We start from the raw sequence: 25,221 nt of genomic DNA on the forward strand, positions 1-25,221 counted from the left end.
GGGCGGTGAACGCGGAATTCGGAGGAGGTGGCGGGATGAAGCGCTTCGGAACGACCTGGAGGAAGCTGGCGCTCGGCCTGGCGGTGGCCGGCGGCCTGGGCTTCGGCGCGGCGCAGGCGCTGGCGGCGCCGGGAGAAGACGCCGCCGCCGCTCCCCGCTGCGACGACCGGATCTGCACCTTCCAGTGCGGCGCCGCGGGCGGGCAGGAAATCCACCGCGGGATCTGCATCTGCTGCCTGCCGAGCCGCTGAGCGGAGCTTCCGCCCGACGCATGGAATCGAGCGCGCCGGCGTCACTTCCGACACCGGCGCGCCCGCTTCCGCCCTTCGTACTCCCGTACTCCCGTACTTTCGTACTCCCGTACTCACCCGACGAACGACCGCAGCTTCGCCAGGTTGCGCCGGTCGAGGGTGACCAGGTCCTTGGGGTCGTCGCCCTCCTTGGGCGTCTCGATGACCTTAGGCGTCGCGGCGAAGCGCTCGTCGGTCATCAGCCGGCGGAAGGGCTCCTCGCCCAGCGTCCCCTCGCCGATCGCCGCGTGGCGGTCGCGACGGCTGGCGAAGGGCGCCACCGAGTCGTTCAGGTGGAAGAGCTTCAGCCGGTCGAGCCCGATCACGTCGCCCAGCCGCGCGAAGACGCCCTCGTAGTCGCCCACCAGGTCGTAGCCCGCCGCCCAGACGTGGCAGGTGTCCAGGCAGACGCCGACCCGGTGGCGGTTCGCGGGCGAGACGCGCTCGATCATCTCCGCCAGCTCCTCGAAGCGCGCGCCGATCACCTTCCCCGAGCCGGCGGTGGTCTCCAGCAGCACCATCACCGTCCCCCCGACCTCCTCCAGCGCCTGCTCGACGAGCGCCGCGTTCTGCGCCAGGCCGCGCGCCAGGTCGCCGTCGGTGGCGTTGCCGGGGTGCGTGACCAGCGCGTCCAGTCCCAGCCGCTCGGCGCGGAGCAGCTCGGCCCGGAACGCGGCCAGCGAGCGGTCGCGCAGCACGGGGTCGGGCGAGGCCAGGTTGATCAGGTAGCTGTCGTGCGCGTTGGCGTACGAGACGCCGTGCGTGTGCAGCCCGCCGCGGTACAGGTCGCACTCCTCGTCGGAGAGCGTCACCTCGGCCCAGCGGTTGGGCTGCTTGGTGAAGATCTGGATGGCGGTGGCGCCGATCTCGGCGGCGCGCGCCGGGGCGTTGCGGCAGCCGCCGGCGGTGGAGACGTGGGCTCCCAGCAGCACGTCGGTTTCCCGGTGACGAGGTGGGCGGCGGGGGAAGTGAGTAGAGTAGACGGAGCGGACGGGGGTGTCAACGGGGGAGTGCGTGAGTGCGTGAGTGCGTGAGTGCGTGAGTGCGAAAGTGCGAAAGTGGAGCGGGCCGAGGGGTGATCCCCCCGGCCCGCTTCTCATCTATCCCGCAGCGATGCGCCTGGCGCACCGCACCGATAAGGAGGTTGGGTCTTCCTGTACCTTGGACGTCCGAACGGGCTCCGAGGTTGCATCGGCTGCCCACCTCATCCCTCGGGAGACGGACCCGGTGCGGGCGTCTCTGCGGAAGGCCCGGCGAGCGGAGGCTCAGCCCCGCTCGCCAGGATGGTTCCGCGTGGTGCGGAAGGCGTGAGTGTTTCGTACATCCTTCCCCCTCACCAAAAGAAGTTTGTAGTTACGCACTCACGCACTTCCGCACTCACGCACTTCAGTTCCGGGCCCGGAAGTTCACGATCGTCTGCGAGCCGTCGGGGCGGCGCGCCAGGATCGAGACCACCTGGCCGGGGCGGAGCTCGTCCACGGCCCGGCGCAGGTCGGCCACGCTCCCGATCTCGCGGCCGTTGAAGCGCTCAATCACCAGCCCCACGGCCAGCTGCCCGGCGGCCGGGCCCGAGGGGTCCACCCCGTCCACCACCACGCCGTCGGCGCGGGTCGAGCGGATCTCCCGCGCGATCTGCGGCGTCATCTCCGTGGCGCTGAAGCCCACGCGGCCCTCGGCAGACTCGGCGGGCTCGGCCCGGCCCCGCTCCTCCACCGCCGCCGAGCGGGTGTCCATCTCCGTCAGGCGCACGGTGGCCTGGCGCCGGTCGCCGTAGCGCACGTAGTCCACCGCCACCCGGTCGCCCGGGGTCTTGCGCATCACCATCTCCATCAGCTCGCCCTGGTCGCGCACCGGCTGGCCGTCGATGGCCACGATCACGTCGCCCAGCTTGAGCCCCGCCTCGCGAGCGGCGCCCCTGGGCTCGCCCGCCACCACCACGCCCGTGGGCGAGGGAAGGCGGAAGACCTCGGCGTCGGCGGTGCCCACGTCGCGGATCTCGATCCCCATCATCGGGCGGTGCACCACGCCGTCCTTCACCAGGTCGTCCACCACGCGCCTGGCCAGGTTGATCGGCACGGCGAACCCGTACCCCGAGTAGAAGCCGGTGGGCGAGGCGATGGCGCTGTTGACGCCCACCACGCGCCCCTGCAGGTCCACCAGCGGCCCGCCCGAGTTGCCGGGGTTGATGGCCGCGTCGGTCTGGATGTAGTGCTCCAGCGGCGCGGTGGCGCTGGCGTTGCGCTCCATGATCCCGATGCTGCGCCCCTTGGCGCTCACGATCCCCGCCGTGGTGGTCTGCCCCAGCTGCAGCGGGTAGCCCAGCGCCAGCACCCAGTCGCCCGTCTCCAGCGCGTCGCTGTCGCCCAGCGGGAGGGTGGGAAGGTCGCGCGCGTCGATCTTGAGCACCGCGATGTCGGTGTTGGGGTCGCGCCCCACCACGCGCGCCTCGAACTCGCGCTTGTCCGAGAGCACCACCTTCACCTCGCTGGCACCCTCGACCACGTGGTTGTTGGTGACCACGTAGCCGTCGGGGCGGATGACGAACCCCGAGCCCGAGCCCTGGCGCGGCGGCACGCGCCCGCCGCGGCCGCCGAAGAGCTCGTCGAACGGGGTGCCGCCGACGTTGCGGCCGGCGGCCTGCACCTGGATGAACACCACGCCGGGCAGCGCCGAGCGGCTGGCCTGGCGGAACGCCGAGGAGAGCGCCTGGGCCGACGCCGGCGCCTGCACCGCCGCGCCGCCCTGCTGCGCCGCCGCGTCGGCGATCGGGTCGCGCGCCGCCTCGGCCAGGGTGAGGCCCGCGCCCAGCCCCAGGGTGAGCACGCCCGGGAGCGCGAGCTTGCGAAGAGTCTGCTTCATGATCAGTTATGTCGTTCGGGTGAACGTCTGCGCGTGTTGCGGCACCTCACTACACGGTTGGGCGCCGCGGCGTTCTGGACTGTGATTAAGGCCCGATTAGGCGGCGGTTAGCCCCCCTTAATCTTCGGGCGGACCGGCGCCGCGACCCCGATTCTGGTGTATCCGACGTCGCGCCGGAACGCACTCACGCACTTTCGCACTCTCGCACTTTCTGCCGATGCGCATCCTGATCGTGGAAGACAACCTCCGCATCGCCGGCTTCCTGCAGAAGGGGCTGCGCGAGGAGGGGTACGTGGTGGAGACCGCCGCCGACGGCGACCAGGCGTTCCAGAAGGCCAGCACGCAGGGCTTCGACGCCGCCGTGGTGGACGTGATGATCCCCGGCCGGAGCGGGCTGGAGCTGGTGCGCGACCTGCGCGCGGCGGGCGTGGCGCTCCCGGTGCTCCTGCTCACCGCGCGCGACCGCACCGAGGACAAGGTGGAGGGGCTGGACTCGGGGGCCGACGACTACCTGACCAAGCCGTTCGAGTTCTCGGAGCTCACCGCCCGCCTGCGCGCCCTGCTGCGCCGCTCCGGCGGCCCCGGCGCGCCGGCCTTGCTCCGGGCGGGCGACCTGGAGATGGACCCCGCCACGCGCGAGGTGCGCCGCGGCGCCGAGGCGGTGGAGCTCACCCCCAAGGAGTTCGCGCTGCTGGAGTTCCTCCTGCGCAACGTCGACCGCCCCCTCTCGCGCGCCACGCTGATGGAGCACGTGTGGGGGATCCGCTTCGACCCCGGCACCAACATCGTGGACGTGTGCATCAACTCGCTGCGCAACAAGCTGCAGGACCGCGACCGCGAGCTGATCCAGACGGTGCGCGGCGTGGGCTACGTGGTGCGCCAGCCGGAGCCGGCCCCGTGACGCGCGCGCGGCCGTGGTCGCTCCGCCGCGAGATCGTGGTGGGCTACTCGGCGATCCTGCTGGTGGCGCTCACCCTGTTCGCGGCGGCCACCTACCTGATCCTGGAGCGCGCGCTGGCCCGCACCCGCACGCAGTCGCTCCGGCAGTCGGCGCTGGCGGCCGAGCAGATCGCCATCCCCCCCGGCATCCCCCGCGTGGCCGTGCTGGAGGAGCGGGTGAAGCCGGGGCCGGGCGACGTGGAGGCCGTGCGCCGCCGCACCCGCCTGGCCACGGGCGAGATCGTGGAGATCTTCGTCCCCAGCACGGGCGAGGTGGAGAAGGCGGCGCTGCGCTCCTTCGCGGTGATCGCGCTGCTCCTGATCCCGGTGACCGCGCTCTCGGCCGCCGCGGTGGGCTTCTCGGTGGCCAACCGGCTCCTGCAGCCCCTCGACCGCCTGGTGGCCGCCCTGCGCGAGATCGGCATCGCCGGGCTCTCGCGGCGGGTGGACGTCCCCGAGCACCCCGCCGAGCTGCGCGAGCTGTCGCAGTCGTTCAACGGCATGCTGCAGCGCCTGGAGCGGGCGGTGGAGGCGCTCAAGGCCTTCACCGCCGACGCCAGCCACGAGCTGCGCACGCCGCTCACCGCCATCCGCGGCACGGCCGAGGTGGCGCTCGCCCGCCCGCGCGGCGCGCCCGAGCTGCGCCAGACGCTGGAGGAGGTGCTGGAGGAGACGGGGACGATGCTGCACCTGGTGGAGGACCTGCTGACGCTGGCGCGCGGCGACCAGGCCATCGGCCCGGTGATGGAGCGGGTGGACCTGGCCAGCGTGCTGCGCGACGTGCAGGACATCGGCGCGGCGCTGGCGATGGGCAAGCCGGTGGAGGTGCGGCTGGACGCCCCCGAGTCGCTCCCGGCGACGGGCGCCGCGGGGCCGCTCCGGCGCCTGTTCCTGAACCTGGTCTCCAACGCCGTGAAGTTCACCGAGCGCGGCGCCGTCACCATCACCGCGCGCGAGGTCTCGCCGCCCTTCGCCGACGGCGCCGGGGAGGCGCGCTCGCGCTGGGTGGAGGTCTCGGTCGCCGACACCGGCTGCGGCATCGCCCCCGAGGCGCTGCCGCGCGTCTTCGACCGCTTCTACCGCGCCGACGCCGCCCGCGAGAAGAGCGGCGGCACGGGCCTGGGCCTGGCCATCGCCCGCATGATCGTGGACCAGCACGGCGGCCAGATCACCGCCCGCAGCCAGCCCGGCGCGGGGAGCACGTTCACGGTGCGGCTGCCGGCGCACTGAAGTGCGAAAGTGCGGAACTGCGTGCACCGTCGCTCGCTGGAGGAAGCGCAGACTGCGGGCAAGTTCGTGCCGCGGCTCAAGACGCGGACCTGCGCATGGCTCCTGATCGTGGACGAGATCCGAAATCCTTGCCGATCAGCCGCTCCGGCGCCATGCTCTTCTTCCAGTTGATCAGCCGCTGGTACGGACCAGCCTCAGACGGTGCTGACCAGCAACAACGGCTTCGAGAGCGGGGGCGAGATCGTGCAACAATGAGGTGACGGCGACGGCACCGATCGACCGGCTGCTCCACTAGATCCACATCGTCAACATCCAGCAAAACCACCGATGGCGCCCCCTCCACGCCGGCCAGACGGCCGAACGCGGCGGAGGGTCGGGGTCGGCGCCCATCTCCAGCCCGGCGCGCCGCGAGAGCGCCGCTCATTCCGGTCGTTCTCCCCGATAGGAGAAGCTGATGGACACAGCCGTGACGCTCGTCCACGGAACCTTCGCGCGAGGCGCGCCGTGGACGCAGCCAGGGTCCAGCGTGCGCGCGTACCTCGGCGACGCACTCGGAGCGGACACGCAATTCGAAGCCTTCGAGTGGAGCGGGCTGAACACGCACGAGGCGCGCCTTGCGGGCGGCCGTGATCTCGCCCGCCGGCTGCGGGAAAAAATCGCCGCGAATCCCGCGCTCGTCCACTTCATCGTGGCTCACAGCCACGGCGGAAACGTCGCCGTGTACGCGCTGCGTGAACTGTCGGAAGCGGAGCATCACGCGATCGCCGGCGTGGTCTGTTTCGCCACCCCCTTTCTCCGCTACGAAACACGTGCACTCGAGCGCACCCTGGTGTTCCTGCAGTGGCCCATCCCGATCGCACTCGCGTGGCTGGCGATCTCGGTGTTCTGGTTTCCGTTGACCCTGATACTGGAAAACGAATCGCTCTCCGCACACCCGGCCGTTCAACCCGTATCCTGGCTCCTCGGGATACTGGGAGTGCTGGCGATGATCTATGTTTGGCGCGCCTCGCGCAGGTTCTTCATAAAGACTCTCCCCGAACGAGTTCGGCAATTGCACGCACGGGTGAAAGACGAACTCACGTGCCCCGTTCTCCGCGGAATTCCGTTCTACTGCGTGAAGCTCTCCGGGGATGAAGCAAAGCTGGCACTCGGCGTCGGGAGTGGTGTGTCGGAGGTTCCGAGCAAAGCATGGGGTGCGGTCCACGACAGCTGGGAGCCGCTCGGCGTGGGGCTCGGCATGGTCTTCGTGCTCGGCTTGCTCGCCGCCGTCCTCGGGTTCGACACGGCATATCACATCCTGATCATAGGCTGGGCCCTTCTCGGCTTCGCGCTGGTCGCCATCTGGCTGGCGCTGGCCTTCGCGCTTCCGGTGATCGGCGGGCTCACGCAGCTGCGCAACCTCGCCTTCGGTCGGGGCGAAATCAGCGCGAATCCGTGGTTGGGAATCATACAGTACGACGTCCCGCTCACCGACCCCAAGACCGTCCCCGTCCGTCCCTCGGCACGCGATCTCGGGCTCACGCTCCGGGAGCGTATTTTCCGAACGCGGGGGATATTGCACAGTGTCCCTTACGAGAGTTCCGTCGTGCTGCGTAACATCAGCCAGTGGATGTCGCAGCGCCTGGAATCACGCAAGGCCCAACAGCAGCAGGATCGAGCCATCGCAGGAGACATTCGCGTGCCCTGAGGCGCCTGTACGAAAGTACGAAGGTACGAAGTCCGGAACGACGGATGATCCGGGCGTGGATCATCCGCCGGTCTGCATCACCGTCCTCCACCAATCAGGATTAAACCTGCGCTGTTCTCCGCTGACTCCGCTGCTCTGCGTGAGGCATTCCGAATCTAGATCCTGAGCGAAAGCCGATGCAAAAAAGCGCGAGACCGCACCCGCGCGATCTCGCACTTCGCACCTCGCACTTCGCACTTGCCGTTCACGCCGCCGGCACCTCCGCGCGCTTCGCCAGGAACGCCTCCGCGCGCTCCAGCACCGCGCGCTTGCCGGGGAAGCGCAGCAGCCGCAGGGCCTCGTCGAAGGTGGCCCAGCGGAAGTCCTCGGCCTCGTGGCTGATGGTGACGGCGTCGGTGAAGGCCTCGGCGACGAAGTAGACCACGCGCTTGACGATGAGGGTGCGCGCCTCGGCCCGCCCCTGGGTGAAGACGTAGCGCTCCTCGTCGCGGAAGCCTTCGAGCACGCGGTAGTCCCCGACCCTGAGCCCCGCCTCCTCGCGCAGCTCGCGCTCGGCCGCGACCTCGTCGGTCTCCCCCGCTTCCACCCCGCCCTTCGGAAACTCCCAGATCGGCCGCCGCGTGAGCGCCGAGCGGACGAGCAGGTACCGCCGCTCGCCGTCGCGGGCGTGGTACAGCACGATCCCCGCGGCTGTCTGTGAAACCCTCCTCATCCACCCTCCGGCGGCAGGCGAGCGGAAACGGCTTGCGCGGCAAATCTGCTACGCGAATCGCTGGCAGGCAACGGGCATCCAACTTGCCCCGCGCCTCTCAGGCCGTGAAGCACGTCCGTCCACCCTCTCGCCCGCATCCATGGAGCCGGAGACCCGCCTCGACCCGCGCGGCGGCGGGGACGAGCGCCCGCTCGGCGAGCTGCTCCGCTCGCTCGGCGCCGACGCGGCCGCGCTGGTGCGCCAGGAGATCGCGCTGGCCCGCGCCGAGGTGGGCCGCGGCGCCCGCGCGCTGGCCGGGAGCGCGGGGAAGATCGCCGCCGGGGCCGTCGCCGGCTCCGTCGGCGCGCTGGTGCTGGTGGCGGCGCTGGTCGCCGGCCTGGGCGAGCTGATGGGAGGGCGCTACTGGCTCGCGGCGCTCCTGGTCGGCGCCGCGCTCCTGGCGGCCGGCGGCCTCCTGGTCGTGGGCGGCGCCAGGAGCGCCCGCCGGGCCTCGCTCGCGCCCGGGGAGACGCTGGAGACGCTGCGCGAGACGGGCGACTGGGCCCGGGGCGAGGCCTCCGGCCTGCGCGCCGCGCTCGCCGCCGGGGGAGCGCGGGGCGGCGGGAACGGCGGCGTCCGGCGCCTGGCGCCTGGCATCCGCCGGGAGCGTGCCGATCACACGCCTCGAACGGCCCCTGAGCGCGACGACGGATCGCCCCCGCTCTCGCTGCCGCTGTGGAAGCGGGTGTGGACGGAGCTCAAGCGCGACGACATCCCCGGCCAAGCCGCGAAGGTGGCCTACTACTTCTTCCTCTCCCTCCCGCCGCTGCTGATGGCCGCGTTCGGGTTGGCGGGGATGTTCGGCGGCGACGCCACGGCCGACTGGCTCACCCGGCAACTCCGCGGCAACCTCCCCGGCGAGGCGAGCGGCCTGGTGCAGGGCTTCGTGGACGAGGTGGTGCGCAGCGAGCACCCGGGCCTCTTCTCGCTGGGCCTGCTGCTGGCGCTCTGGTCGGGCTCCAGCGTGTTCGCCGCGTTGGAAGACGCGCTGAACGCCGCCTACGGGATCACGGAGAAGCGCGGCTTCGCGCAGAAGCGGCTGGTGACGCTGGGGACGCTGCTCGCCGTGGGCGTCCTCTTCACCGCCGGCAGCGCCGCGCTCCTGGCCGGGCCCGCCCTCTCCCGCGCGCTGGGGCTCGGCGCCGCCGGCGAGCTGGCGTGGAGCGTCGCGCAGTGGCCGCTGGCGTTCGCGCTGGTGGTGGGCGCGTTCTGGGTGATCTACTACGTGCTCCCCAACCGCGACCAGCGCCGCTGCAAGGGCGTGCTGCTGAAGAGCGCGGCCGTGGCCGCGGGGCTCTGGGTGCTGGCCACGCTCGCCTTCCGGCTCTACGTCGGCAACTTCGGCTCGTACAGCAAGACGTACGGCCTGCTGGGCGCCGTCATCGTGCTCCTGCTGTGGATGTACTACACCTCGCTGGTGATCCTCCTGGGCGGCGAGATCAGCTCCGAGATGGAGCGCACGGCGTGACATCACGTCCGTAAGTGACGTTCTCACGCAGAGTGGGGCGGGATCAGCGGAGAATCCTCTCCGTCACCTCCGTCGACTCCGTGCGAGGCCAGCCGTGTTTCGGACCCGGCAGACGCCGCTCTCGTGGGCGGAGGTTGCGGTAGCGCGGCGGATCCAGTATTTTCGCCTTCCACTCTCCCCTCTCGTTTCCTCCCGGCTTTTTCTCTCCCGTGCAGGATCGCAAGAGCCCCGACGCTTCTCTCGCGCCGATACGGTCGGCGGCGAGAACGACGAAGACGCGCGCGCGGAAGGCGCCCGCGGGCGCGGCCCCCGTCCGCCTGCTGCTGGTCGGCGGCGGCGACGCGGCCGCCGCCGTCCGCGCCCTGCTGGCCGACGACGCCGCCTTCCAGGTCGAGCACGCCGGCGGCTTCGAGGCGGGAGTGCGCGCGGCCGCCTCGTGCGCGCCCGACGCCGTGCTGGCGCCGGCGCGGCTGGAGGGGCGCACGGGGGTGGAGCTGGCGCGCGCCGCGGCGGACGCGGGGTGCCGCGCGCCGGTGCTGCTGGTGGCCCGCGCGGACGACCCCGCCCCCGCGGCCGACGCGCTGCGCGCGGGCGCCGCGGACGTGCTCTGCGAGGAGGAGCTGACGCCCGCGCTCCTGCAGCGCGCCGTGCGCCACGCCATCGAGCGCGGGCGCATGGACGAGGAGCTGCGCGAGAGCCGCGGCGCGCTGGCCGCGCTCCTGGCCCACCTCCCCGGGATGGCGTACCGCTGCCGCAACGACCGGCTCTGGACCATGGAGCTGGTGAGCGAGGGGTGCCGCGACCTCACCGGGTGGGACCCCGCCGACCTGGTGGGGAACGCCGCGGTCGCGTGGGCCGAGCTCATCCACCCCGCCGACCGCGAGCGCGTCTGGCAGGCCGTGCAGGCGGCCGTGGCGGCGGGGCGCGCCTTCCGGGTGGAGTACCGGCTGAGGACGCGCGGCGGGCGCGAGCGCTGGGTGGAGGAGCACGGCGTGGCGGTGCGCGCCGGGAGCGAGCCCGTGCTGCTGGAAGGGCTGGTGAGCGACGTCACCGCCCACAAGCAGGTCGAGGCCGCCCTGCGCCGCAGCGGCGACTACTTCCGCGCCCTGATCGAGACCTCGGCCGAGATCGTGGCCGTGGGCAACGCCGACGGCACCCTGCGCTACGCCTCGCCCGCCGTGCAGCGCGTCACCGGGTACGCGCCGCGCGAGTGGGTGAAGACGCCCGTGCTGGGCGCCGTCCACCCCGACGACGTCCCCGCCGCCCGCGCGGCGTTCGAGCGGCTCTTGGCCGCGCCCGGCGGCGCGGAGGAGGCGGAGCTGCGCATGCGCCGCCGCGACGGCACCTGGCGGGTGGTGGAGCTCTCGGCCCGCAACCTCCTGGACGACCCGGCGGTGGGCGGGATCGTGTACAACGTGCGCGACATCACCGAGCGGCGGGCCAGCGAGGAGGCGCTGCGCCGGCGCGAGCGCCACTTCCGCTCGCTGATCGAGATGGGGCAGGACGTGATCACCGTGCTGGAGGGCGACGGCGACGTGCGCTTCGCCAGCCCCTCGGTGCAGCGGGTGCTGGGGTACGAGCCCCGGGAGCTGGTGGGCGGCTACCTCTTCGAGCACGTGCACCCCGACGACGTCCCCGCCGCGCTGGAGGGGTTCGACCGCGCCATCCGCGCCCCCGGCGAGCCGCAGTGGACGGAGTTCCGCGTGCGGCACAAAGACGGCGACTACCGCACCCTGGAGACCATCGCCACCAGCCTCCTGCACGACCCCGACGTGCAGGGGATCGTGGTGAACTCGCGCGACGCCACCGAGCGCAAGCAGGCCGAGGAGGCGCTGCGCCTGTCGCAGCAGCAGTTCCTGCAGGCGCAGAAGTTCGACGCCATCGGGCGCCTGGCCGGCGGCGTGGCGCACGACTTCAACAACCTGCTCACCGCCATCCGCGGCAACGCCGAGCTCCTCCTGCTCGACATCCCCCCCGACGACGCCCGCCGCGAGGACGTGGAGGAGATCCGCCACGCCGCCGAGCGGGCCGCCGGGCTCACCCGCCAGCTGCTGGCCTTCAGCCGCCGGCAGGTGCTGCAGCCGCGCGTGCTGGACCTGAACGCGGTGGTGCTCGACATGGAGCGCATGCTGCGCCGGCTGATCGGCGAGGACGTGGAGCTCGTCACCCGGCTGGAGCGCTCGGCGGCCCACGTGCGCGCCGACCCGGGGCAGCTGGAGCAGGTGCTGCTGAACCTGGCGGTGAACGCCCGCGACGCCATGCCGTCGGGCGGCCGGCTGATCGTGGAGACGCGCAACGCCCGGCTCGACGAGGAGCTGAAGCGCACCTACCCGTACGTGGTCCCCGGCAGCTACGTGCTGCTGGCGGTGACCGACACCGGCCACGGGATGGACCGCGAGACGCAGGAGCGCGTCTTCGAGCCGTTCTTCACCACCAAGCCGCGCGGCACGGGGCTGGGGCTCTCGACGGTGTACGGCATCGTCAAGCAGAGCGGCGGCTACATCTGGGTGTACTCGGAGCCCGAGAACGGCACCACCTTCCGCATCTACCTCCCCCCGGTGGAGGCCCCCGCCGAGGAGGCCGCCTCCGGGCCCGGCGCCGCCGCCCCCACCCGCGGCGCCGAGACGGTGCTCCTGGCCGAGGACGAGGAGACGGTGCGCCGGCTGGCCAGGCGGGTGCTGCAGCGGAGCGGCTACACCGTGCTGGAGGCGGCCGACGGCGAGGAGGCGCTCCGGGTGGCCGGGGCGCACCGCGGGCCGATCCACCTGCTGGTGACCGACGTGGTGATGCCGCGCCTGGGCGGGCGCGACCTGGCGGCGCGCCTCCTGGCCGCGCGCCCGGGCTTACGCGTCCTCTACGTCTCGGGCTACACCGAGGAGGCGGTGCAGCGGCACGGGGTGCTGGACCCCGGCATCGGCTTCCTGGAGAAGCCCTTCACCGCCGAGGCCCTCGCCGAGCGGGTGCGCCGCGCGCTCGACGAGCCGGCCGCCGCCCCCGCCGCCGAGGGCCCCGCCCCGGAGTGATCCCGCTCACCCCGCGGCCGCCGGCGCGCCGGACAGGAACGCCTCGGGCTCGACCGCCGTGCCCGGGAAGGCGGCCAGCAGCGCCGGCAGCGTGGTGACCAGCGGCACGTCGAGGGCCCGCGCCAGCCAGACGAACTCGCACAGCTCGGCCGGGCACCCCGACTCGACCACCAGCCGGAGCACCACCTTCCCCGACGACTCCACGTCGCTCGTGTGCAGGGCCGAGGCGGCGATCCCCTCCAGCTTCACCGCCTCGTCCAGCGGCAGCCGGCCGGCGCGCACCAGCGCGGCCACGACGTCGCGGAAGCGCGCCCGCCACACGCGCGGCATGGCCCAGCGGGGCTCGCGGGCGCGCAGGCGCCGCGCGAGCGCGGGGTCCAGCCCCGGGACGCAGAGCCCCGCCATCAGGTCGGAGTCGACGACGATCACGCGTCCTCCGCCAGGACGAGCGCGGCGCCCGGGTCGGCGATCCCCCTGAGCCTTCCGCGCGAGCTGGTGAGGCCGTTCAGCAGGAGCAGCACCGCCGCGGTGCGCAGGCTGGTGCGGCTGACGCTGGCGAACTCCTCGAGCTCTTCGAGCAGGTCTTCGGGGACGTCGGGGACGGTCAGGGTCATGGCTCGGCTCCGTGTGCAGGGTACACCGAACAGAATTCGAAGAATAGTGTACGCTGTGGACGAACCGAAGTCAAGACTCCAGGCAGGGCCGCTAAGGAGCGGCACGAAGAGAGGGCGAGGCCGAGCCCGCGGGGAGCTTCAGCCCGGGGCGGCGTAGCCGAAGGTGCGCTCCATGGCGCGCACGACGGCGTCTTCCACCTCGCGCATGGGGACGGGGCGGCCGAGCTCTTCCGCGATCGAGCCCACGCCGTGGTCGCGGATGCCGCAGGGGACGATGGCGCCGAAGAAGGAGAGGTCGGTTTCGACGTTCAGCGCGAAGCCGTGGCTGGTGATCCACCCCGACGAGACGCGCACCCCGATGGCGGCGAGCTTGCGGTCGGCCACCCACACGCCGGTGAGCCCCTCCTTGCGCCCGCCCTCCAGCCCGTACTCGGCCAGGACGGCGATGAGCACCTCCTCCAGGTCGCGCAGGTAGCGGTGCAGGTCGCAGCGGTCGGGCTTGAGGTCGAGGATCGGGTAGCCGACGAGCTGGCCGGGGCCGTGGTAGGTGACGTCGCCGCCGCGCCCGGTCTCGAACAGCTCGATCCCGCGCCGGGCGCGCTGCTCGGGGGTAACCAGCACGTTCTCGGCGTGGGCGCCGCTGCCCAGCGTGATCACGTGCGGGTGCTGCTGCAGCAGCAGCGTGTCGGGCGCCTCGCCCGCGCGCCGGCGCCGCACCAGGTCTTCCTGGACGGCCAGCGCCTCGCCGTAGGGGACGAGCCCCAGGCGGCGGACTTCGAGGGGGCGGCGGTCGGTGACGGTCTCGATCGACATGCTCCACGCCTTCGCGTTTCCCTGCACCGGCTCGTCGCGCATCTCGCTTACACCCGATCCGCGACGTGGCTCCGGGAGGCCGGCGGTCGATGCCGGGCCTCCCGGATTCCTGTCGGACGATCCCGCGTCAGGCCTGCTCGGGGAAGGTCTCCAGGAGCTGCTTGACGCGCGCCAGGAACTGGTCGCCGTCGGCGCCGTTGACCAGGCGGTGGTCGTAGCCGAGCGAGAGGTAGCCCCGCTTGCGCGGCACAATGGCGTGGCTGCCGTACTCGTCGGTGACCACGGCGGGGCGCATCTCCACGCCGCCCACGCCCAGGATGGCCACCTGCGGCTGGCTGATGATCGGGAAGCCGATGGTGGTGCCGAAGATCCCCGGGTTGGTGATGGTGAAGGTGCCGCCCTGCACCTCTTCGGGCTTGAGCTGCTTGTTGCGCGCGCGGGTGGCGATGTCGTTCACCCGCTTGGCGAGGCCCACCAGCGACAGCTCGTCGGCGTTCCTGACGACGGGGACGATGAGGCCGTTCTCCAGCGCCACCGCGATCCCCAGGTTCACGTCGGCGCGGTAGATGATCTCGTTCGTCGAGAGCGAGGCGTTGAGCTTCGGGTGCTCGCGCAGCGCCCGCGCCACCGCCCAGGCGATGAAGTGGGTGTAGGTGATCTTGACGCCCTGCTCCTCCCACACGCGCCGGTTCTTGGCGCGCACCTGGTCGACGCGGGAGTAGTCGACCTCGAAGTACGAGTGCACGTGCGCGGAGATGCGCCGCGACAGCACCATGTTCTGCGCGATGAGCTGCGTCATGCGGCTCATCGGCTCCACGCGGTCGTTGGGCCCCGCGGCCACCGCCGGGTGCTCGGCGTGGGTGTGGAACTCCTCCCACGGGAAGCCCTCGCCCTCGTACGCGGGGCGCGCGGGGGCGGCGGGGCGCCCGGCGGGCGGCGGCGCGGCCGTGGTCCCCGCGCCGGCGGCGGCCGGGGCGGCCTTCCGCTCCTCGACGTAGCGGAGGATGTCTTCCTTGGTGACGCGGCCCGCGCGGCCGGTCCCCTGCACCGCCGAGATCTCGACGCCGTGCTCCGCGGCGATCTTGCGCACCAGCGGCGTGGAGCGGGTGCGCAGCCGCTCCTCGGCCGTCTGCGGCCCGCCGTTGGGCGACGCGTCGGACGAGGAGGCGCCGGCGCCGACGGTGGCCGGCGCGGGCGGGGCCGATGCGGTCGACGCGGCGGCCGTGGCCGGGGCGGACGCGGCGGTGGGCGCGGGGGCCTCGGCCTGGCCGACGGCGGCCTCGGGGACCTGCGTCTGCTTCTCGCCGGGGACGCCGGACGACGGCGCGGCCCCGGCGGTCGCCGCGGCGCCGGCCTCGGTCTCGATGCGGGCGACGATGGTGCCCACCTCGACCGTGGTGCCCTCCTGCACCAGGATCTCGGCCAGGACGCCGCCCACGGGCGAGGGGATCTCGGCGTCGACCTTGTCGGTGGAGATCTCCAGGATCGGCTCGTCGCGCTGGACGGCGTCTCCGACCTTCTTGATCCACCGGGAGACGGTGCCCTCGGCGATCGACTCGCCCATCTGCGGCATCGGTACGTCTACACGGGCCATGATCGTAAGTCCGGGTTCCGGGAAAGTCCCAAGTGCTTAGTCCTTAGTGTTTTAGTGCTTAGTCCTTAGTGCGCTCCCGATCACTAACACACCAAGGACTAAGCACTAAATCACTAGTAGTTCGCCAGGTGCCGCGCGGCCTTCACCACGTCCTCGGTCTGCGGCAGGAAGTAGTCCTCCAGCGGCGGCGAGTAGGGGATCGGGGCGTCGATGGCGGTCACCCGCAGCACCGGCGCGTCGAGCCACTCGAACGCCTTCTCGTTCACCCGCATGGCGATCTCGCCCGCGATCCCGCCGGTGCGGGTGTCCTCGTGCACGACCAGCAGGCGGTTGGTCTTCTTCACGCTCGCGACGATGGCGTCCTCGTCGAGCGGGAGGATCGTGCGCAGGTCGATGATCTCCACGTCCAGGCCGTCTTCCTTCTCCAGCACCTCGGCGGCCTCCTGGCTCTTGTGCACCATCGCCGCGTAGGTGACGATGGTGAGGTCCTTCCCCTCGCGGTGCGTGCGCGCCTTGCCGATGGGGACCGTGTAGTCCTCGCTGGGGAGCACCTCGCGCAGCTGCGGGCGGCGGTAGAGCCACTTGTGCTCGAAGAAGAGCACCGGGTCGTCGTCGCGCACGGCGGCCTTGATGAGACCCTTGGCGTCGCGCGCGGTGGAGGGGTAGACGATCTTGAGGCCCGGGGTGTGGAAGAAGGCCGCCTCGGGGTTCTGCGAGTGGAACGGCCCGCCCCGCACGAAGCCGCCCGAGGGGCCGCGGATCACCATGGGGCACGCGCCGGAGCCGCGGTAGCGCGAGGTCGCCACGTAGTTGGTGATCATGTCGTAGGCGCAGGAGATGAAGTCGATGAACTGCATCTCCACCACCGGGCGCATCCCCATGTGCGCGGCCCCCGCGGCGGCGCCGGTGAAGCCGATCTCGCTGATGGGGGTGTCGACCACGCGCAGCTCGCCGAAGCGGTCCAGGAACCCCTCGGTGACCTTGAAGGCGCCGCCGTAGACGCCGATGTCCTCGCCCATCAGGAACACGCGCTCGTCGCGCTCCATCTCTTCCCACAGCCCCTCGCGGATCGCCTCCAGCAGGGTGACGGGCTTCCCCTGCTCGGTGAGGCGCACGTGCTCGGGCTTCTCGGTGCTCAGCGTCGCGGTCGCCATCGGTTGAATCAGGCCTTCGTGGGGTCGGGGGGGTCGTGGCGGAACCACGGCGCGCTCACGGGGCCGTCGCCGGTGACCTCGGTGCGCGCCTCGTCGGGCTCGGGGAGCGGCGACTTCTCCGCCTCGGCGATCACGGCGTCCAGCTCGCGGTCGATCTCGGCGTCGATCGCGGCCAGCTCGGCGGTGCTCGCCCAGCGGTTCTGGGTGAGCGCGGCCACGTAGCGGTCGACGGGGTCGTTGGTGGTGGCCCAGTGCTCGACCTCGGAGGGGTCGACGTAGCTCTGCGAGTCGTGCTGCGCGTGGCCCTTGCGGCGGTACGTCATCACCTCCAGCAGGGTGACGCCGCCGCCGGAGCGGGCCCGGTCCACCGCGCGCTTCGCGGCTCCGTAGACGGCCAGCATGTCGTTGCCGTCCACCTGCTCGCCGGCGATGCCGTAGCCGGCCGCCTTGTCCACGAACGCCTTCGCGGCCGTCTGCAGCCGCGTGGGCGTCGAGTACGCCCAGCCGTTGTTCTCGACGACGACGACGAGGGGGCAGCGCTGCACGGCGGCGAAGTTGACGCCTTCGTGGAAGGCGCCGGTGGAGGTGGCGCCGTCGCCGATGTAGACCATGCCGACGCGGTCTTCCCCGCGCTGCTTGAAGGTGAGCGTGACGCCCGCCATCACCGGCACCAGGTCGCCCAGCGGCGAGATCTGGCCGATGAAGCCGCGCTCGAAGTCGGTGAAGTGGATGTTGAGCTCCTTGCCGCGCGCGGGACTGTCGCCCTTGGCCATGTACTGGCGCACCACCTCGCCCGGCGTGGCCCCGATGGTGAGCATGGAGCCCAGGTTGCGGATGAGGGGGCTCAGCACGTCGCCGGTGCCGTCGGCGCGGCGGCGGAGCGCGTAGGCGCTGGCCACCGACTCGCCCTCCTGCCCCAGCGAGCGGAAGAGGCCGCCCACGACCTTGCTCTGGCGGAAGAGCGTCTCGAGCTTCTCCTCCAGCGCGCGGGTGAGCCGCACCAGGCGGTACATCTCCAGCAGCTGCTCGCGCGTGAGCCCGTGGGGGATCGCGGCGGCGGCGCGCTTCGTCGTGGTTCGGTTCGCCATGCGTGGGGTGGCGGATGCGTCGGGCTCCCGCGCGGGGACGGCCCGCGGGGAAGCGCGACAACTTGGCTGCCGCGCCGGCCCCAGTCAACCCGGCGCGCGGCGAAACCCCGCCCCCGCAGTCGCTTGCGGGAGCGGAACCGTCGGCCGGGACGATTCGACTGCACGGACTGCACCGCGGGCCCTCACCCGGCGGGGCCCTCACCCGGCGCCGCTACCGCGTCGCCACCCTCTCCCAACTTCGGGAGAGGGTACTTTGCGGGGATTGGTGCCAGGGGCCAGGATCGGCGCGGGGAAAGGCTACTCCAGGACGATAAGGGGGGCGCCTTTCTCGACGGTCTGGCGCTCCTGGACCAGGATCTTCGCGACGACGCCGTCGGCGGGGGCCTTCAGCTCGTTCTCCATCTTCATCGCCTCGACCACGATCACGCCCTGGCCGGCCTTCACCTGCTGGCCCACCTCGACCTCGATCTTCACCACCAGCCCGGGCATCGGCGCGGCGACGGTCCTGTCGGCCTCCGTGTCGGCGCCGCCGGTCATCTCGCGGATGGCGCGGGTGCGCTCGTCCACCGCCTCCACGCGGAAGCGGTCGCCGCCCAGCGCCAGCTCCCAGCGGCCGCGCCGGTCGCCGGGGCGGGCGGAGAGCGTGTAGGAGCGCCCGTCCACCAGCAGGGTGCGCACGGGCGTGCCCGGCAGGAGCTGCATCTGCGCCTCGACGGGGGTGCCGTCCACCACGGGCTGGTGCCCGGTGAGGTCCACCTCCACGGTGCGGTCGCCGATCGTCACGTAGTAGCGCATGCAGCCCTGGTTCACGGTAACGGGAGAGCCGTCCACGAAAACGGGTCAACCTGCGCGTGCCGCCGCGCGCCCGCAATCCCACCGTTCGTTTCCAGACTTATTGGGAACGGATTCTGCGCCATACGTTCACGAGTGCTCCACGTCGAACGTGAGCCCTGGGAGCCGCGCTCCGCATTTCACCCCACAATGGAGAGACCGATGAAAAAGCTGAAACTGGAGCTCGACGCGCTGCAGGTGGAGTCGTTCGAGGCGGCGACGCCGGCGGCGCGGCTCGGAACGGTCAGGGGACGGGAAGACAGTTCGGGTGGTGGGTGGGAATGCGGGAATGCGTGCTACAGCTTCGACACGTGCTACACCTTAGACGGCGGGCAGACGTGTCCCGCCACGTGCGAGTACTCGTGCCTGTGCGAGAGCGACGTAGTCGACTGCATTCCGGACACGACCCACTGCTGACCGTCGGTGCTCAACTACGCGGAACGGCCGCCGGAGCGAAGCGCATTCCCGGCGGCCGGTCCGCGTCCGCGCTTCCGGAGATTGTCGGACCCGCGGGCCTCGCTCAGCCCGCGTGCTCCAGCAACGCCACGGTCTCCACGTGCGCCGTCTGGGGGAAGAGGTCGAAGGAGCGGACGGACTCGAGCCGGTACGCGGGCGCCAGCCGCTTCAGGTCGCGCGCCAGCGTGGCCGGGTTGCAGGAGACGTAGATGAGGCGCCGCGCGGGGGCGGCCACGAGCGCGTCCGCCACGTCCGCGTGCACGCCGGCGCGCGGGGGGTTGAGGACCACCAGGTCCGCCGGGAGGTGCGCGCGGATCAGCTCCTCGACCGCGCCCTCGACGAACGCCGCCCCCTCGGGCGCGGCGCGGCTCGCCTCGTCGACGGCCAGCGGGTCCAGCTCGATCCCCACCACCCGCGCCCCCGCGCGCGCCAGCCGCCGCGCGTGCAGCCCCACGCCGCAGTAGGCGTCGACCACCGCGAGCCCGGCGACGTCGCCCGCCAGCGCGGCGACGTGCGCCTCCAGCAGCGCCGCGGCGCCGCGGTTCACCTGCAGGAAGGCGGCGCCGGAGAGCTCCACCGTCTCGTCGCCCCACGTCTCCGGCAGCCCCGGCGCCCCGGCCACCAGCTCCGCGGCGGCGTGCGCGGGGCGGTGCCAGACGGCCACCAGCCCCTCCACCCGCTCCACCAGCTCCTCGGGCCGCCCGGGCGAGAAGCCGCCCTCCACCAGCAGCGACACCTGCCCGGCGGCGTTCGTCCGCAGCGTCAGCCGCAGCCGCTGCCCCGAGGGGAGGCGGCGCGCGTCGGGGCCCCACTCGCGGCGCAGCGCGTCCCACACGCGCGAGATCGGCTCCTCCGGCAGCAGGCAGCTCCCGTCCAGGTCCACGATCTCGTCCGGGCTGCCGAGCGCGTGGAAGCCCGCCACCACCTCGCCGTGCTCGCCGCGGCGCAGCGCGAAGGAGACGCGGTTGCGGTAGCGGAACTCGCTCGGCGACGGGACGACCTCCGGCGGCTCGACGGCCACGCCGCCGATGCGGGTGAGCGCGTCGGCCACGATGCGCGCCTTGGCGCGGAGCTGCGCCTCGTACGGCAGGTGCTCCAGCGTGCAGCCGCCGCAGCGGTCGTAGAAGCGGCAGGGGGCCTCGCGCCGCTCGGGCGAGGGCTCCAGCACGCGCAGCAGCCGCCCGCGCGTCCAGCGGTCGTGCTTCTCGGTGAGGGCGACCTCCGCCAGGTCGGCCGGCGCGGTGCGGTGCACGAAGGTCACCCGCCCGTCCGGGAGCCGCCCCACGCCCTCGCCCCCGGCCGCGATGGAGTCGATCCGCACGGCTACGGGCGCCGGAGGCCGGCGGGGGCCGCGCGGGTCGGGCCCGCGGCCGTGGCCGGGCCGGTGCGGCCCACGCGGGTGCCGGTCCGGCCCGCGCGGGCGGCGGCGCTCGCTCACCGCCCTCTCCAGCCGCCGCGCCCGCGCCACGCGCTCCCGCCGCCGTCGGACCCCGCGCCCGACGCGGCGGGACGGGCGATGGAGCGCGTCGCGCGGCGCTCCTCCTCCAGCAGCGCGGCGGCCAGCGCGGCCACCCGCACCGCCTCGTCCGCCGGCGCGGCCTCGAGGAGGTGCTCGTGCTTCTCCAGGTACTTGATGTCGATGTTTCCGGCGCGGAAGTCGGGCTCGTCCATCACCCGCAAGTGGAAGGGGACGCTGGTGTCGACGCCCTCGATGCGCAGCTCCAGCAGCGCGCGCTTCATCCGCTCCACCGCCTGGATGCGCGTGGGCGCGTGCACGATCAGCTTGGCCAGCATCGGGTCGTACGAGAGCCCCACCTCCACGCCGGTGGCGATCCCGCCGTCCCAGCGCACGCCGGGCCCGCTCGGCAGCGTCAGCTCGCCGATGCGGCCGGTGGACGGGAGGAAGGAGTTGAAGGGGTCCTCGGAGGTGATGCGGCACTCGATGGCGTGCCCCTGGAAGCGCACGTCGTCCTGCGTGAACGGGATCGGCTCGCCCGCGGCGACGCGGATCTGCCACTGCACCAGGTCCACCCCCGTCACCAGCTCGGTGACCGGGTGCTCCACCTGGATGCGGGTGTTCATCTCCAGGAAGTAGAAGGCGCCGTCCTGGTACAGGCACTCCACCGTCCCCGCGCCCTCGTAGCCGACGGCCTTCGCCGCCGCCACCGCCATGGCGCCCATCGCCGCGCGCTCGTCGGGGGTGAGCACGGCGGAGGGGGCCTCCTCGATCAGCTTCTGGTGGCGGCGCTGGATGGAGCACTCGCGCTCGCCCAGGTGCAGCGTGTTGCCGTGCCGGTCGGCCAGGAGCTGGATCTCGATGTGGCGCGGCCCCTCCAGGAACTTCTCCACGTAGACGGAGCGGTCGCCGAACGCCGCCTGCGCCTCGTTGCCGGCCGACTCGAAGGCGCGCTCGATCTCGTCTTCGGAGCGGACGATGCGCATCCCCTTGCCGCCGCCGCCGGCCGCGGCCTTGAGCAGCACGGGGTAGCCGATCTCGGCGGCCACGCGGCGGGCCTCGGCGGCGTCGGCCAGCGGGTCCTGCGTGCCGGGGACCACGGGGACGCCGGCGGCGGTGGCGCGCTTGCGGGCCTCCGTCTTGTCGCCCATGGCCGTGACCGCCTCGGGCGAGGGGCCGATGAAGACGAGCCCCGCGTCGCGCACGGCCTGGATGAACGGCGCGCGCTCGGAGAGGAACCCGTAGCCGGGGTGGATGGCCTCAGCGCCGGACTTCTTCGCCACCTCGATCAGCACGTCGCCGCGCAGGTAGCTCTGCGCGCTCGGCGCGGGGCCGATCAGGTACGCCTCGTCGGCGGCCAGCACGTGCGGCGCCAGCCGGTCGGGCTCGGAGTAGACGGCCACGGCCTCGACGCCCAGCTCGTGCGCCGCGCGGATCACGCGCAGGGCGATCTCGCCGCGGTTGGCCACCAGGATCTTCTTGAACACGCGCTCGGGTCCACGCTCGGGTTGCGACGCGCCGGGTCTCGCGAAAGGCTCCCAAAGTACAACCGGCCCGCCGTTCTGGCGAGCCGGTGCATGAGCATTCAGGATGTTCCCTGGAGACCTTGGAGGTGCTCGTTGAAAAGCCAGACTCGAATCCCCTCCGACGCGACTCGTCTCAGCGAATAGTCATTGGTGACAATCCAATCCACCTCTCGTGAAAGGCCAGTCGCCACGTGAACGGCGTCAGGAATGCGAAGGTTGTGCTTCGCCCGAATCCGTGACGCTTCGTCCGCGATGTCGGCATCTACATCGACCATCGTGAGATTCGGAAACCTCTCGAGCCCGATTCGTAGAGTGTGCGCTACCTGCGGCTGGTTCTGCCGATAGGGAAAAACCAGAAGTTCCGCGAGCGCGATGGACGAAACGATCGCCTCCAACCTTCCATCCTGCACTCGTTCCATAATGCTGCGAGCAACAGGCCCATATTCTGGATGCTGCTCAACGAAGTAGACGAGCGCCACTGTGTCGAGCACAATACGCTCACCGTCGCTGAGGGCGGGTGTACTCACCGCTCCCACTCGTCGCGCATCCGCTGAATTTCTTCGGCCGCGTTCTTCCAGATCTCCTTCGGCAGCGACTCGAGCAGTTCCAAGGCTGATTGCGTAGACTTTCGGATGACGATGCGATCGTCCTCTGTCTCTAGCAGCAACTCGTCCCCGGGCTCGATGCCCAGCTTACGGCGAATCTCCACTGGAATTACAATCTGGGATTTACTGCTCAGGCGAGCGGTTGGCATCTCCACCTCCTTGCTTTACTTGAAGGTAAAGCGCCAAACCATGAACGTAAAGGTCCGCGCTGAACCAGATCAACGTCCATCTGCTTCCAGATACCGCTCCCGCAGGATGTGCAGGTGGTGGTCGGTGTGGCCGACGGTGATGAAGGCCAGCGCGCGGACGCTCACCTCGTTGTCGTTGGCGGTGCCGCGGCGCGCGAACGCCTCCGCGTCGAGGTTGCGGAAGAGCGACACGGTGGCCCGGCGCACGTCCGCCCACTCGCCGGCGAGCGACTCCAGCGTGCGCGCGCCGAAGTTCCCGGTGGGCACGTACAGACTCTCGTCCCACCCGGGGAGCGGCGTCCGGTCGCCGCGGGCGATGCGCAGCGCGCGGTAGGCGAAGATGCGCTCGGCGTCGTTCATGTGGCCGACCACCTCCTTCACGCTCCACTTTCCCGGCGCGTAGCGGTGCTCGTGCAATTCGGCCGGGATGCCGCGCAGGAACTCCGCGACCTCGCCCGCCTGCCGCTCCATCCGCTCCACCACGTCTCCGTCCGGCACGCGGGCGACGTAGGCCTGGTAGAACTCCGCGTACTCGTCCGTCCCCGGCCGCTGCGTCGTCGCACCCATCGTCTCCGTCCTCCGGTCCTGGTCCGTTGTCCGCCGCCGATCCCGACGGTCACCAACCTACGCCGAAGCGCGGCCGGCGGCGAGCCGTCAGCGGAGCACCAGGCCCGGGGCGCGGTCCCGGAGCAGGGGCGCGCCGGCGAGGGCCGCCTCGATCACCCAGCGCGCGCGGCGCTCCCGCTGGAGGGCGCGCAGGCGGGCGGCGAGCTGCACGTAGGCCACGTCTTCGGCGGTGGCGGTGGGGGCGCGCTGGCCGGGGCAGCGGCGCACGTCGGCCAGCACGGAGCGCCAGGCGCAGGTGTGGCCGAAGCCCAGCGTGTGCATCAGCTCGTGCGGCACCAGCCCCTCCGCGGCGTCGGGCGACGACAGCGAGCCGCGCCCCAGCCGCAGGTCGCCGTACTCGATCTCGCCGCCGAAGGCGATGGCGCTCCCCAGGCCGCTCTCCCGGTGCATCTCGGGGTCGATCCACACCAGGATCACGTCGTGCGGCCCGCCGTCGTCGCCCGGGAGCGCGTCGCCGTACACGGCCGGGCGGAAGACGTCGGCCCCGAACACCTCCTCCAGCTCCTCGGCGTGGCGCCAGAAGGCGGCCGAGTCGCGCGCGCTCACCCGCTCGCCCGACCACTCGCGGTCGAAGGCCACGCGCAGCGGGAAGCGCTCCTCGGGCCACGCCTGGAGCGAGGTGCGCCCCGGCTCGGCGGCGCGCTCGGTGGCGCGGCGGTAGAAGCTGCTGCACCGCTCGCACGCCCGCTCGAACGCGCGCGCCAGCCGGACCTCGACCTCCTGGCCCGCGTAGCGCCCGCCGCGCACCTTCCAGCGCAGCGGCAGCAGCACGATCTCGTGCTCGGCCTCCACCTGGTACCGCCCGAGACGCACCACGGCCGGGTGGAAGGCGCGCGCCGCCGGGTCCGCCGCGTCCACGGCCAGCTCCACGGTGTCGCCCGCGAGCTCCGCCGGCAGCGGCACGGCGAAGCGACCGAGCGAGTCCACCCCGGCCGAGTCGGCGAACGCGCCGGCGCGCGCGAACACGCGCAGTCCCCGCGGGTCGCCGTCGTCCGCCGGGATGACGCGCCCGGCCAGCACCGCCGCCGGCGCCCGCGCCGCCGCCGAGTCCGCCTGCGCCGCCGCCCCTGCCAACGGCCCGGCTGGGGCGAGCAGGGCGAGGAGCGGGAGGATCCGCCTGATCGAAGACATGCGCGATCTTACTGCTTGATTGCGAAAGACATACGGCCGTCCTGCTACCCCGCTGCGCGTCGTAGGGTCGCGCAGGGAGGGCCCGAATCGCGCCCGTTGCAGCCTGCCCCGTCGTGCCGCGTGAGGGATGCGCGCCCGGAGGGCCGGGACGCCGCCGCCACAGGGGGTATCGTGGCGGCGGTGGCCCGGCGCCGTTGGGCACAGTCGTATCGTGCCCTACGGCGCGCGCAGACACGCCCAAACCCTGCAGTTCTTCTGGACTTCGAGGTAGCTCCAGATTTCTCAGAACGAGCCGTGGCCGGTCTCGTCGGCGCGGGGGGCGGCGGCGGGGCGGCGCGAGGTGACGGCCCAGTCGGCCTCGGGGTCGTCCATCTCCAGGCGCCGGATGCCGCCGGGGAAGCGGCCCTGCAGGCGCTCGTACTCGGCCTGGTGCCGCGGGTCGGGGTGCACCCAGTCGTGCAGGTAGTACACGGCGTCCACGTGGGCCTGGAGCAGCTCCTTGGTGCAGCCGAAGCACGGGCGCATGGTGGTGTAGACGGTGCTCCCCTCCACCGCGATGCCGAAGCGCGCCGCCGCCAGCAGCGCGTTCTGCTCGGCGTGCACGCAGATGCACAGGTCGTAGCCGGTGCCCGACGGGTACTGCTCGCGGTGGGCGCAGCGGTGGCAGCCGCCCTCGGAGCAGTTGGGCATGTGCTCGGGCGTGCCGTTGTAGCCGGTGGAGACGATGCGCCGGTCCTTCACGATCACCGCGCCCACGCGGTTGCCCGTGCAGTCGGCGCGGCGCCGCACCGCCACGGCGATGCCCATGAAGTACTCTTCGGAGCCCGGCCGCCTGTGCTCGCGCGTGTCCGGCATCGGAGGGGGAGGTCGGGAGGATGGAGATTCGGGAAA

Annotated in this window: 24 protein-coding genes; 7 read left to right on the forward strand and 17 right to left on the reverse strand. The window is 72.3% G+C overall.

Going from position 1 to position 25,221, the window contains the following annotated elements; translation table 11 throughout:
- Positions 1-35 precede the first annotated feature (35 nt).
- Positions 36-251 carry a hypothetical protein gene (locus VF746_26745; protein ID HEX8696043.1) on the forward strand — a complete coding sequence of 72 codons (216 nt, stop codon included), beginning with the start codon at positions 36-38 and terminating at the stop codon, positions 249-251.
- 113 nt (positions 252-364) lie between these two features.
- Here VF746_26745 and VF746_26750 read toward each other — a convergent pair whose 3' ends face one another.
- Positions 365-1,222 carry a deoxyribonuclease IV gene (locus VF746_26750; GenBank protein HEX8696044.1) on the reverse strand — a complete coding sequence of 286 codons (858 nt, stop codon included), beginning with the start codon at positions 1,220-1,222 and terminating at the stop codon, positions 365-367.
- Positions 1,223-1,676: 454 nt separating this feature from the next.
- Complete coding sequence (locus VF746_26755; protein ID HEX8696045.1) at positions 1,677-3,149, reverse strand: trypsin-like peptidase domain-containing protein; 1,473 nt, start codon at positions 3,147-3,149, stop codon at positions 1,677-1,679.
- Between the two features lie 217 nt (positions 3,150-3,366).
- Between VF746_26755 and VF746_26760 the strand changes: the two genes are divergently transcribed.
- The 3 genes from VF746_26760 (at position 3,367) to VF746_26770 (ending at position 7,005) form a co-directional block, all read left to right on the forward strand.
- Positions 3,367-4,050: a response regulator transcription factor gene (locus VF746_26760; GenBank protein ID HEX8696046.1), complete on the forward strand. Its 684-nt coding sequence runs from the start codon at positions 3,367-3,369 to the stop codon at positions 4,048-4,050.
- Entirely contained in the window at positions 4,047-5,318 is a 1,272-nt protein-coding gene (locus tag VF746_26765; protein HEX8696047.1) for an ATP-binding protein, read from the forward strand. The genes VF746_26760 and VF746_26765 overlap by 4 nt, the downstream gene beginning before the upstream one ends.
- A gap of 454 nt (positions 5,319-5,772) precedes the next feature.
- Positions 5,773-7,005: a hypothetical protein gene (locus VF746_26770; GenBank protein HEX8696048.1), complete on the forward strand. Its 1,233-nt coding sequence runs from the start codon at positions 5,773-5,775 to the stop codon at positions 7,003-7,005.
- A 244-nt stretch (positions 7,006-7,249) separates the two neighbouring features.
- Here the strand turns inward: VF746_26770 and VF746_26775 are convergent, their stop codons facing one another.
- Positions 7,250-7,717 carry an NUDIX domain-containing protein gene (locus VF746_26775; GenBank protein ID HEX8696049.1) on the reverse strand — a complete coding sequence of 156 codons (468 nt, stop codon included), beginning with the start codon at positions 7,715-7,717 and terminating at the stop codon, positions 7,250-7,252.
- Positions 7,718-7,856: 139 nt separating this feature from the next.
- Here VF746_26775 and VF746_26780 point away from each other — a divergent pair, with 139 nt between their 5' ends.
- Positions 7,857-9,224 (forward strand): YhjD/YihY/BrkB family envelope integrity protein, encoded by a 1,368-nt coding sequence (locus tag VF746_26780; GenBank protein HEX8696050.1) that lies wholly within the window; start codon positions 7,857-7,859, stop codon positions 9,222-9,224.
- A gap of 209 nt (positions 9,225-9,433) precedes the next feature.
- Positions 9,434-12,247, forward strand: a complete 2,814-nt coding sequence (locus VF746_26785; GenBank protein HEX8696051.1) for a PAS domain S-box protein — start codon at positions 9,434-9,436, stop codon at positions 12,245-12,247.
- A gap of 6 nt (positions 12,248-12,253) precedes the next feature.
- Here the strand turns inward: VF746_26785 and VF746_26790 are convergent, their stop codons facing one another.
- The 7 genes from VF746_26790 to VF746_26820 form a co-directional block, all read right to left on the reverse strand.
- Positions 12,254-12,676: a hypothetical protein gene (locus VF746_26790; protein ID HEX8696052.1), complete on the reverse strand. Its 423-nt coding sequence runs from the start codon at positions 12,674-12,676 to the stop codon at positions 12,254-12,256.
- Positions 12,673-12,861 carry a hypothetical protein gene (locus VF746_26795; GenBank protein ID HEX8696053.1) on the reverse strand — a complete coding sequence of 63 codons (189 nt, stop codon included), beginning with the start codon at positions 12,859-12,861 and terminating at the stop codon, positions 12,673-12,675. The genes VF746_26790 and VF746_26795 overlap by 4 nt, the downstream gene beginning before the upstream one ends.
- Before the next feature lie 138 nt (positions 12,862-12,999).
- Positions 13,000-13,716 (reverse strand): lipoyl(octanoyl) transferase LipB, encoded by a 717-nt coding sequence (lipB, locus tag VF746_26800; protein HEX8696054.1) that lies wholly within the window; start codon positions 13,714-13,716, stop codon positions 13,000-13,002.
- 85 nt (positions 13,717-13,801) lie between these two features.
- Positions 13,802-15,268, reverse strand: coding sequence for a dihydrolipoamide acetyltransferase family protein (locus tag VF746_26805; protein ID HEX8696055.1), 1,467 nt, complete (start codon positions 15,266-15,268; stop codon positions 13,802-13,804).
- Between the two features lie 113 nt (positions 15,269-15,381).
- Positions 15,382-16,422: an alpha-ketoacid dehydrogenase subunit beta gene (locus tag VF746_26810; protein HEX8696056.1), complete on the reverse strand. Its 1,041-nt coding sequence runs from the start codon at positions 16,420-16,422 to the stop codon at positions 15,382-15,384.
- A gap of 8 nt (positions 16,423-16,430) precedes the next feature.
- A complete protein-coding gene (locus VF746_26815) occupies positions 16,431-17,510 on the reverse strand; it encodes a thiamine pyrophosphate-dependent dehydrogenase E1 component subunit alpha (GenBank protein HEX8696057.1) in 1,080 nt (359 codons plus the stop codon).
- A gap of 297 nt (positions 17,511-17,807) precedes the next feature.
- Complete coding sequence (locus VF746_26820) at positions 17,808-18,305, reverse strand: biotin/lipoyl-containing protein (GenBank protein HEX8696058.1); 498 nt, start codon at positions 18,303-18,305, stop codon at positions 17,808-17,810.
- 198 nt (positions 18,306-18,503) lie between these two features.
- Here VF746_26820 and VF746_26825 point away from each other — a divergent pair, with 198 nt between their 5' ends.
- Positions 18,504-18,758: a hypothetical protein gene (locus VF746_26825; protein HEX8696059.1), complete on the forward strand. Its 255-nt coding sequence runs from the start codon at positions 18,504-18,506 to the stop codon at positions 18,756-18,758.
- A gap of 103 nt (positions 18,759-18,861) precedes the next feature.
- On the opposite strand, the gene VF746_26830 is transcribed toward VF746_26825, so the two are convergent.
- The 7 genes from VF746_26830 to VF746_26860 form a co-directional block, all read right to left on the reverse strand.
- The gene (locus VF746_26830; protein HEX8696060.1) at positions 18,862-20,235 is read right to left on the reverse strand and encodes a methyltransferase domain-containing protein; all 1,374 of its coding nucleotides are present in this window, start codon (positions 20,233-20,235) and stop codon (positions 18,862-18,864) included.
- Positions 20,232-21,740, reverse strand: coding sequence for an acetyl-CoA carboxylase biotin carboxylase subunit (gene accC, locus VF746_26835; protein ID HEX8696061.1), 1,509 nt, complete (start codon positions 21,738-21,740; stop codon positions 20,232-20,234). Before accC ends, VF746_26830 begins: the two co-directional genes overlap by 4 nt.
- Before the next feature lie 98 nt (positions 21,741-21,838).
- Positions 21,839-22,306 carry a PIN domain-containing protein gene (locus tag VF746_26840; GenBank protein HEX8696062.1) on the reverse strand — a complete coding sequence of 156 codons (468 nt, stop codon included), beginning with the start codon at positions 22,304-22,306 and terminating at the stop codon, positions 21,839-21,841.
- Complete coding sequence (locus VF746_26845; GenBank protein HEX8696063.1) at positions 22,303-22,533, reverse strand: AbrB/MazE/SpoVT family DNA-binding domain-containing protein; 231 nt, start codon at positions 22,531-22,533, stop codon at positions 22,303-22,305. The genes VF746_26840 and VF746_26845 overlap by 4 nt, the downstream gene beginning before the upstream one ends.
- 69 nt (positions 22,534-22,602) lie before the next feature.
- Entirely contained in the window at positions 22,603-23,139 is a 537-nt protein-coding gene (locus VF746_26850; GenBank protein HEX8696064.1) for a DinB family protein, read from the reverse strand.
- 87 nt (positions 23,140-23,226) lie between these two features.
- Positions 23,227-24,330 (reverse strand): hypothetical protein, encoded by a 1,104-nt coding sequence (locus tag VF746_26855; protein HEX8696065.1) that lies wholly within the window; start codon positions 24,328-24,330, stop codon positions 23,227-23,229.
- A 282-nt stretch (positions 24,331-24,612) separates the two neighbouring features.
- A complete protein-coding gene (locus tag VF746_26860) occupies positions 24,613-25,185 on the reverse strand; it encodes a dCMP deaminase family protein (GenBank protein ID HEX8696066.1) in 573 nt (190 codons plus the stop codon).
- Between the last annotated feature and the right edge of the window lie 36 nt (positions 25,186-25,221).

Origin of the sequence: Longimicrobium sp., from assembly GCA_036389795.1 — a bacterium.
Taxonomy (GTDB): Bacteria; Gemmatimonadota; Gemmatimonadetes; order Longimicrobiales; family Longimicrobiaceae; genus Longimicrobium.

What these genes read in the sequence shown, in the direction of transcription:
- VF746_26805 (HEX8696055.1), bottom strand. Translation starts at nt 15,268, where the DNA reads ATGGCCCGTGTAGACGTACCGATGCCGCAGATGGGCGAGTCGATCGCC.
- lipB (HEX8696054.1), bottom strand. Translation starts at nt 13,716, where the DNA reads ATGCGCGACGAGCCGGTGCAGGGAAACGCGAAGGCGTGGAGCATGTCG.
- VF746_26815 (HEX8696057.1), bottom strand. Translation starts at nt 17,510, where the DNA reads ATGGCGAACCGAACCACGACGAAGCGCGCCGCCGCCGCGATCCCCCAC.
- VF746_26755 (HEX8696045.1), bottom strand. Translation starts at nt 3,149, where the DNA reads ATGAAGCAGACTCTTCGCAAGCTCGCGCTCCCGGGCGTGCTCACCCTG.
- VF746_26825 (HEX8696059.1), top strand. Translation starts at nt 18,504, where the DNA reads ATGAAAAAGCTGAAACTGGAGCTCGACGCGCTGCAGGTGGAGTCGTTC.
- VF746_26860 (HEX8696066.1), bottom strand. Translation starts at nt 25,185, where the DNA reads ATGCCGGACACGCGCGAGCACAGGCGGCCGGGCTCCGAAGAGTACTTC.
- VF746_26760 (HEX8696046.1), top strand. Translation starts at nt 3,367, where the DNA reads ATGCGCATCCTGATCGTGGAAGACAACCTCCGCATCGCCGGCTTCCTG.
- VF746_26775 (HEX8696049.1), bottom strand. Translation starts at nt 7,717, where the DNA reads ATGAGGAGGGTTTCACAGACAGCCGCGGGGATCGTGCTGTACCACGCC.
- VF746_26850 (HEX8696064.1), bottom strand. Translation starts at nt 23,139, where the DNA reads ATGGGTGCGACGACGCAGCGGCCGGGGACGGACGAGTACGCGGAGTTC.
- VF746_26745 (HEX8696043.1), top strand. Translation starts at nt 36, where the DNA reads ATGAAGCGCTTCGGAACGACCTGGAGGAAGCTGGCGCTCGGCCTGGCG.
- VF746_26770 (HEX8696048.1), top strand. Translation starts at nt 5,773, where the DNA reads ATGGACACAGCCGTGACGCTCGTCCACGGAACCTTCGCGCGAGGCGCG.
- VF746_26780 (HEX8696050.1), top strand. Translation starts at nt 7,857, where the DNA reads ATGGAGCCGGAGACCCGCCTCGACCCGCGCGGCGGCGGGGACGAGCGC.
- VF746_26855 (HEX8696065.1), bottom strand. Translation starts at nt 24,330, where the DNA reads ATGTCTTCGATCAGGCGGATCCTCCCGCTCCTCGCCCTGCTCGCCCCA.
- VF746_26845 (HEX8696063.1), bottom strand. Translation starts at nt 22,533, where the DNA reads ATGCCAACCGCTCGCCTGAGCAGTAAATCCCAGATTGTAATTCCAGTG.
- VF746_26795 (HEX8696053.1), bottom strand. Translation starts at nt 12,861, where the DNA reads ATGACCCTGACCGTCCCCGACGTCCCCGAAGACCTGCTCGAAGAGCTC.
- VF746_26820 (HEX8696058.1), bottom strand. Translation starts at nt 18,305, where the DNA reads ATGCGCTACTACGTGACGATCGGCGACCGCACCGTGGAGGTGGACCTC.
- VF746_26810 (HEX8696056.1), bottom strand. Translation starts at nt 16,422, where the DNA reads ATGGCGACCGCGACGCTGAGCACCGAGAAGCCCGAGCACGTGCGCCTC.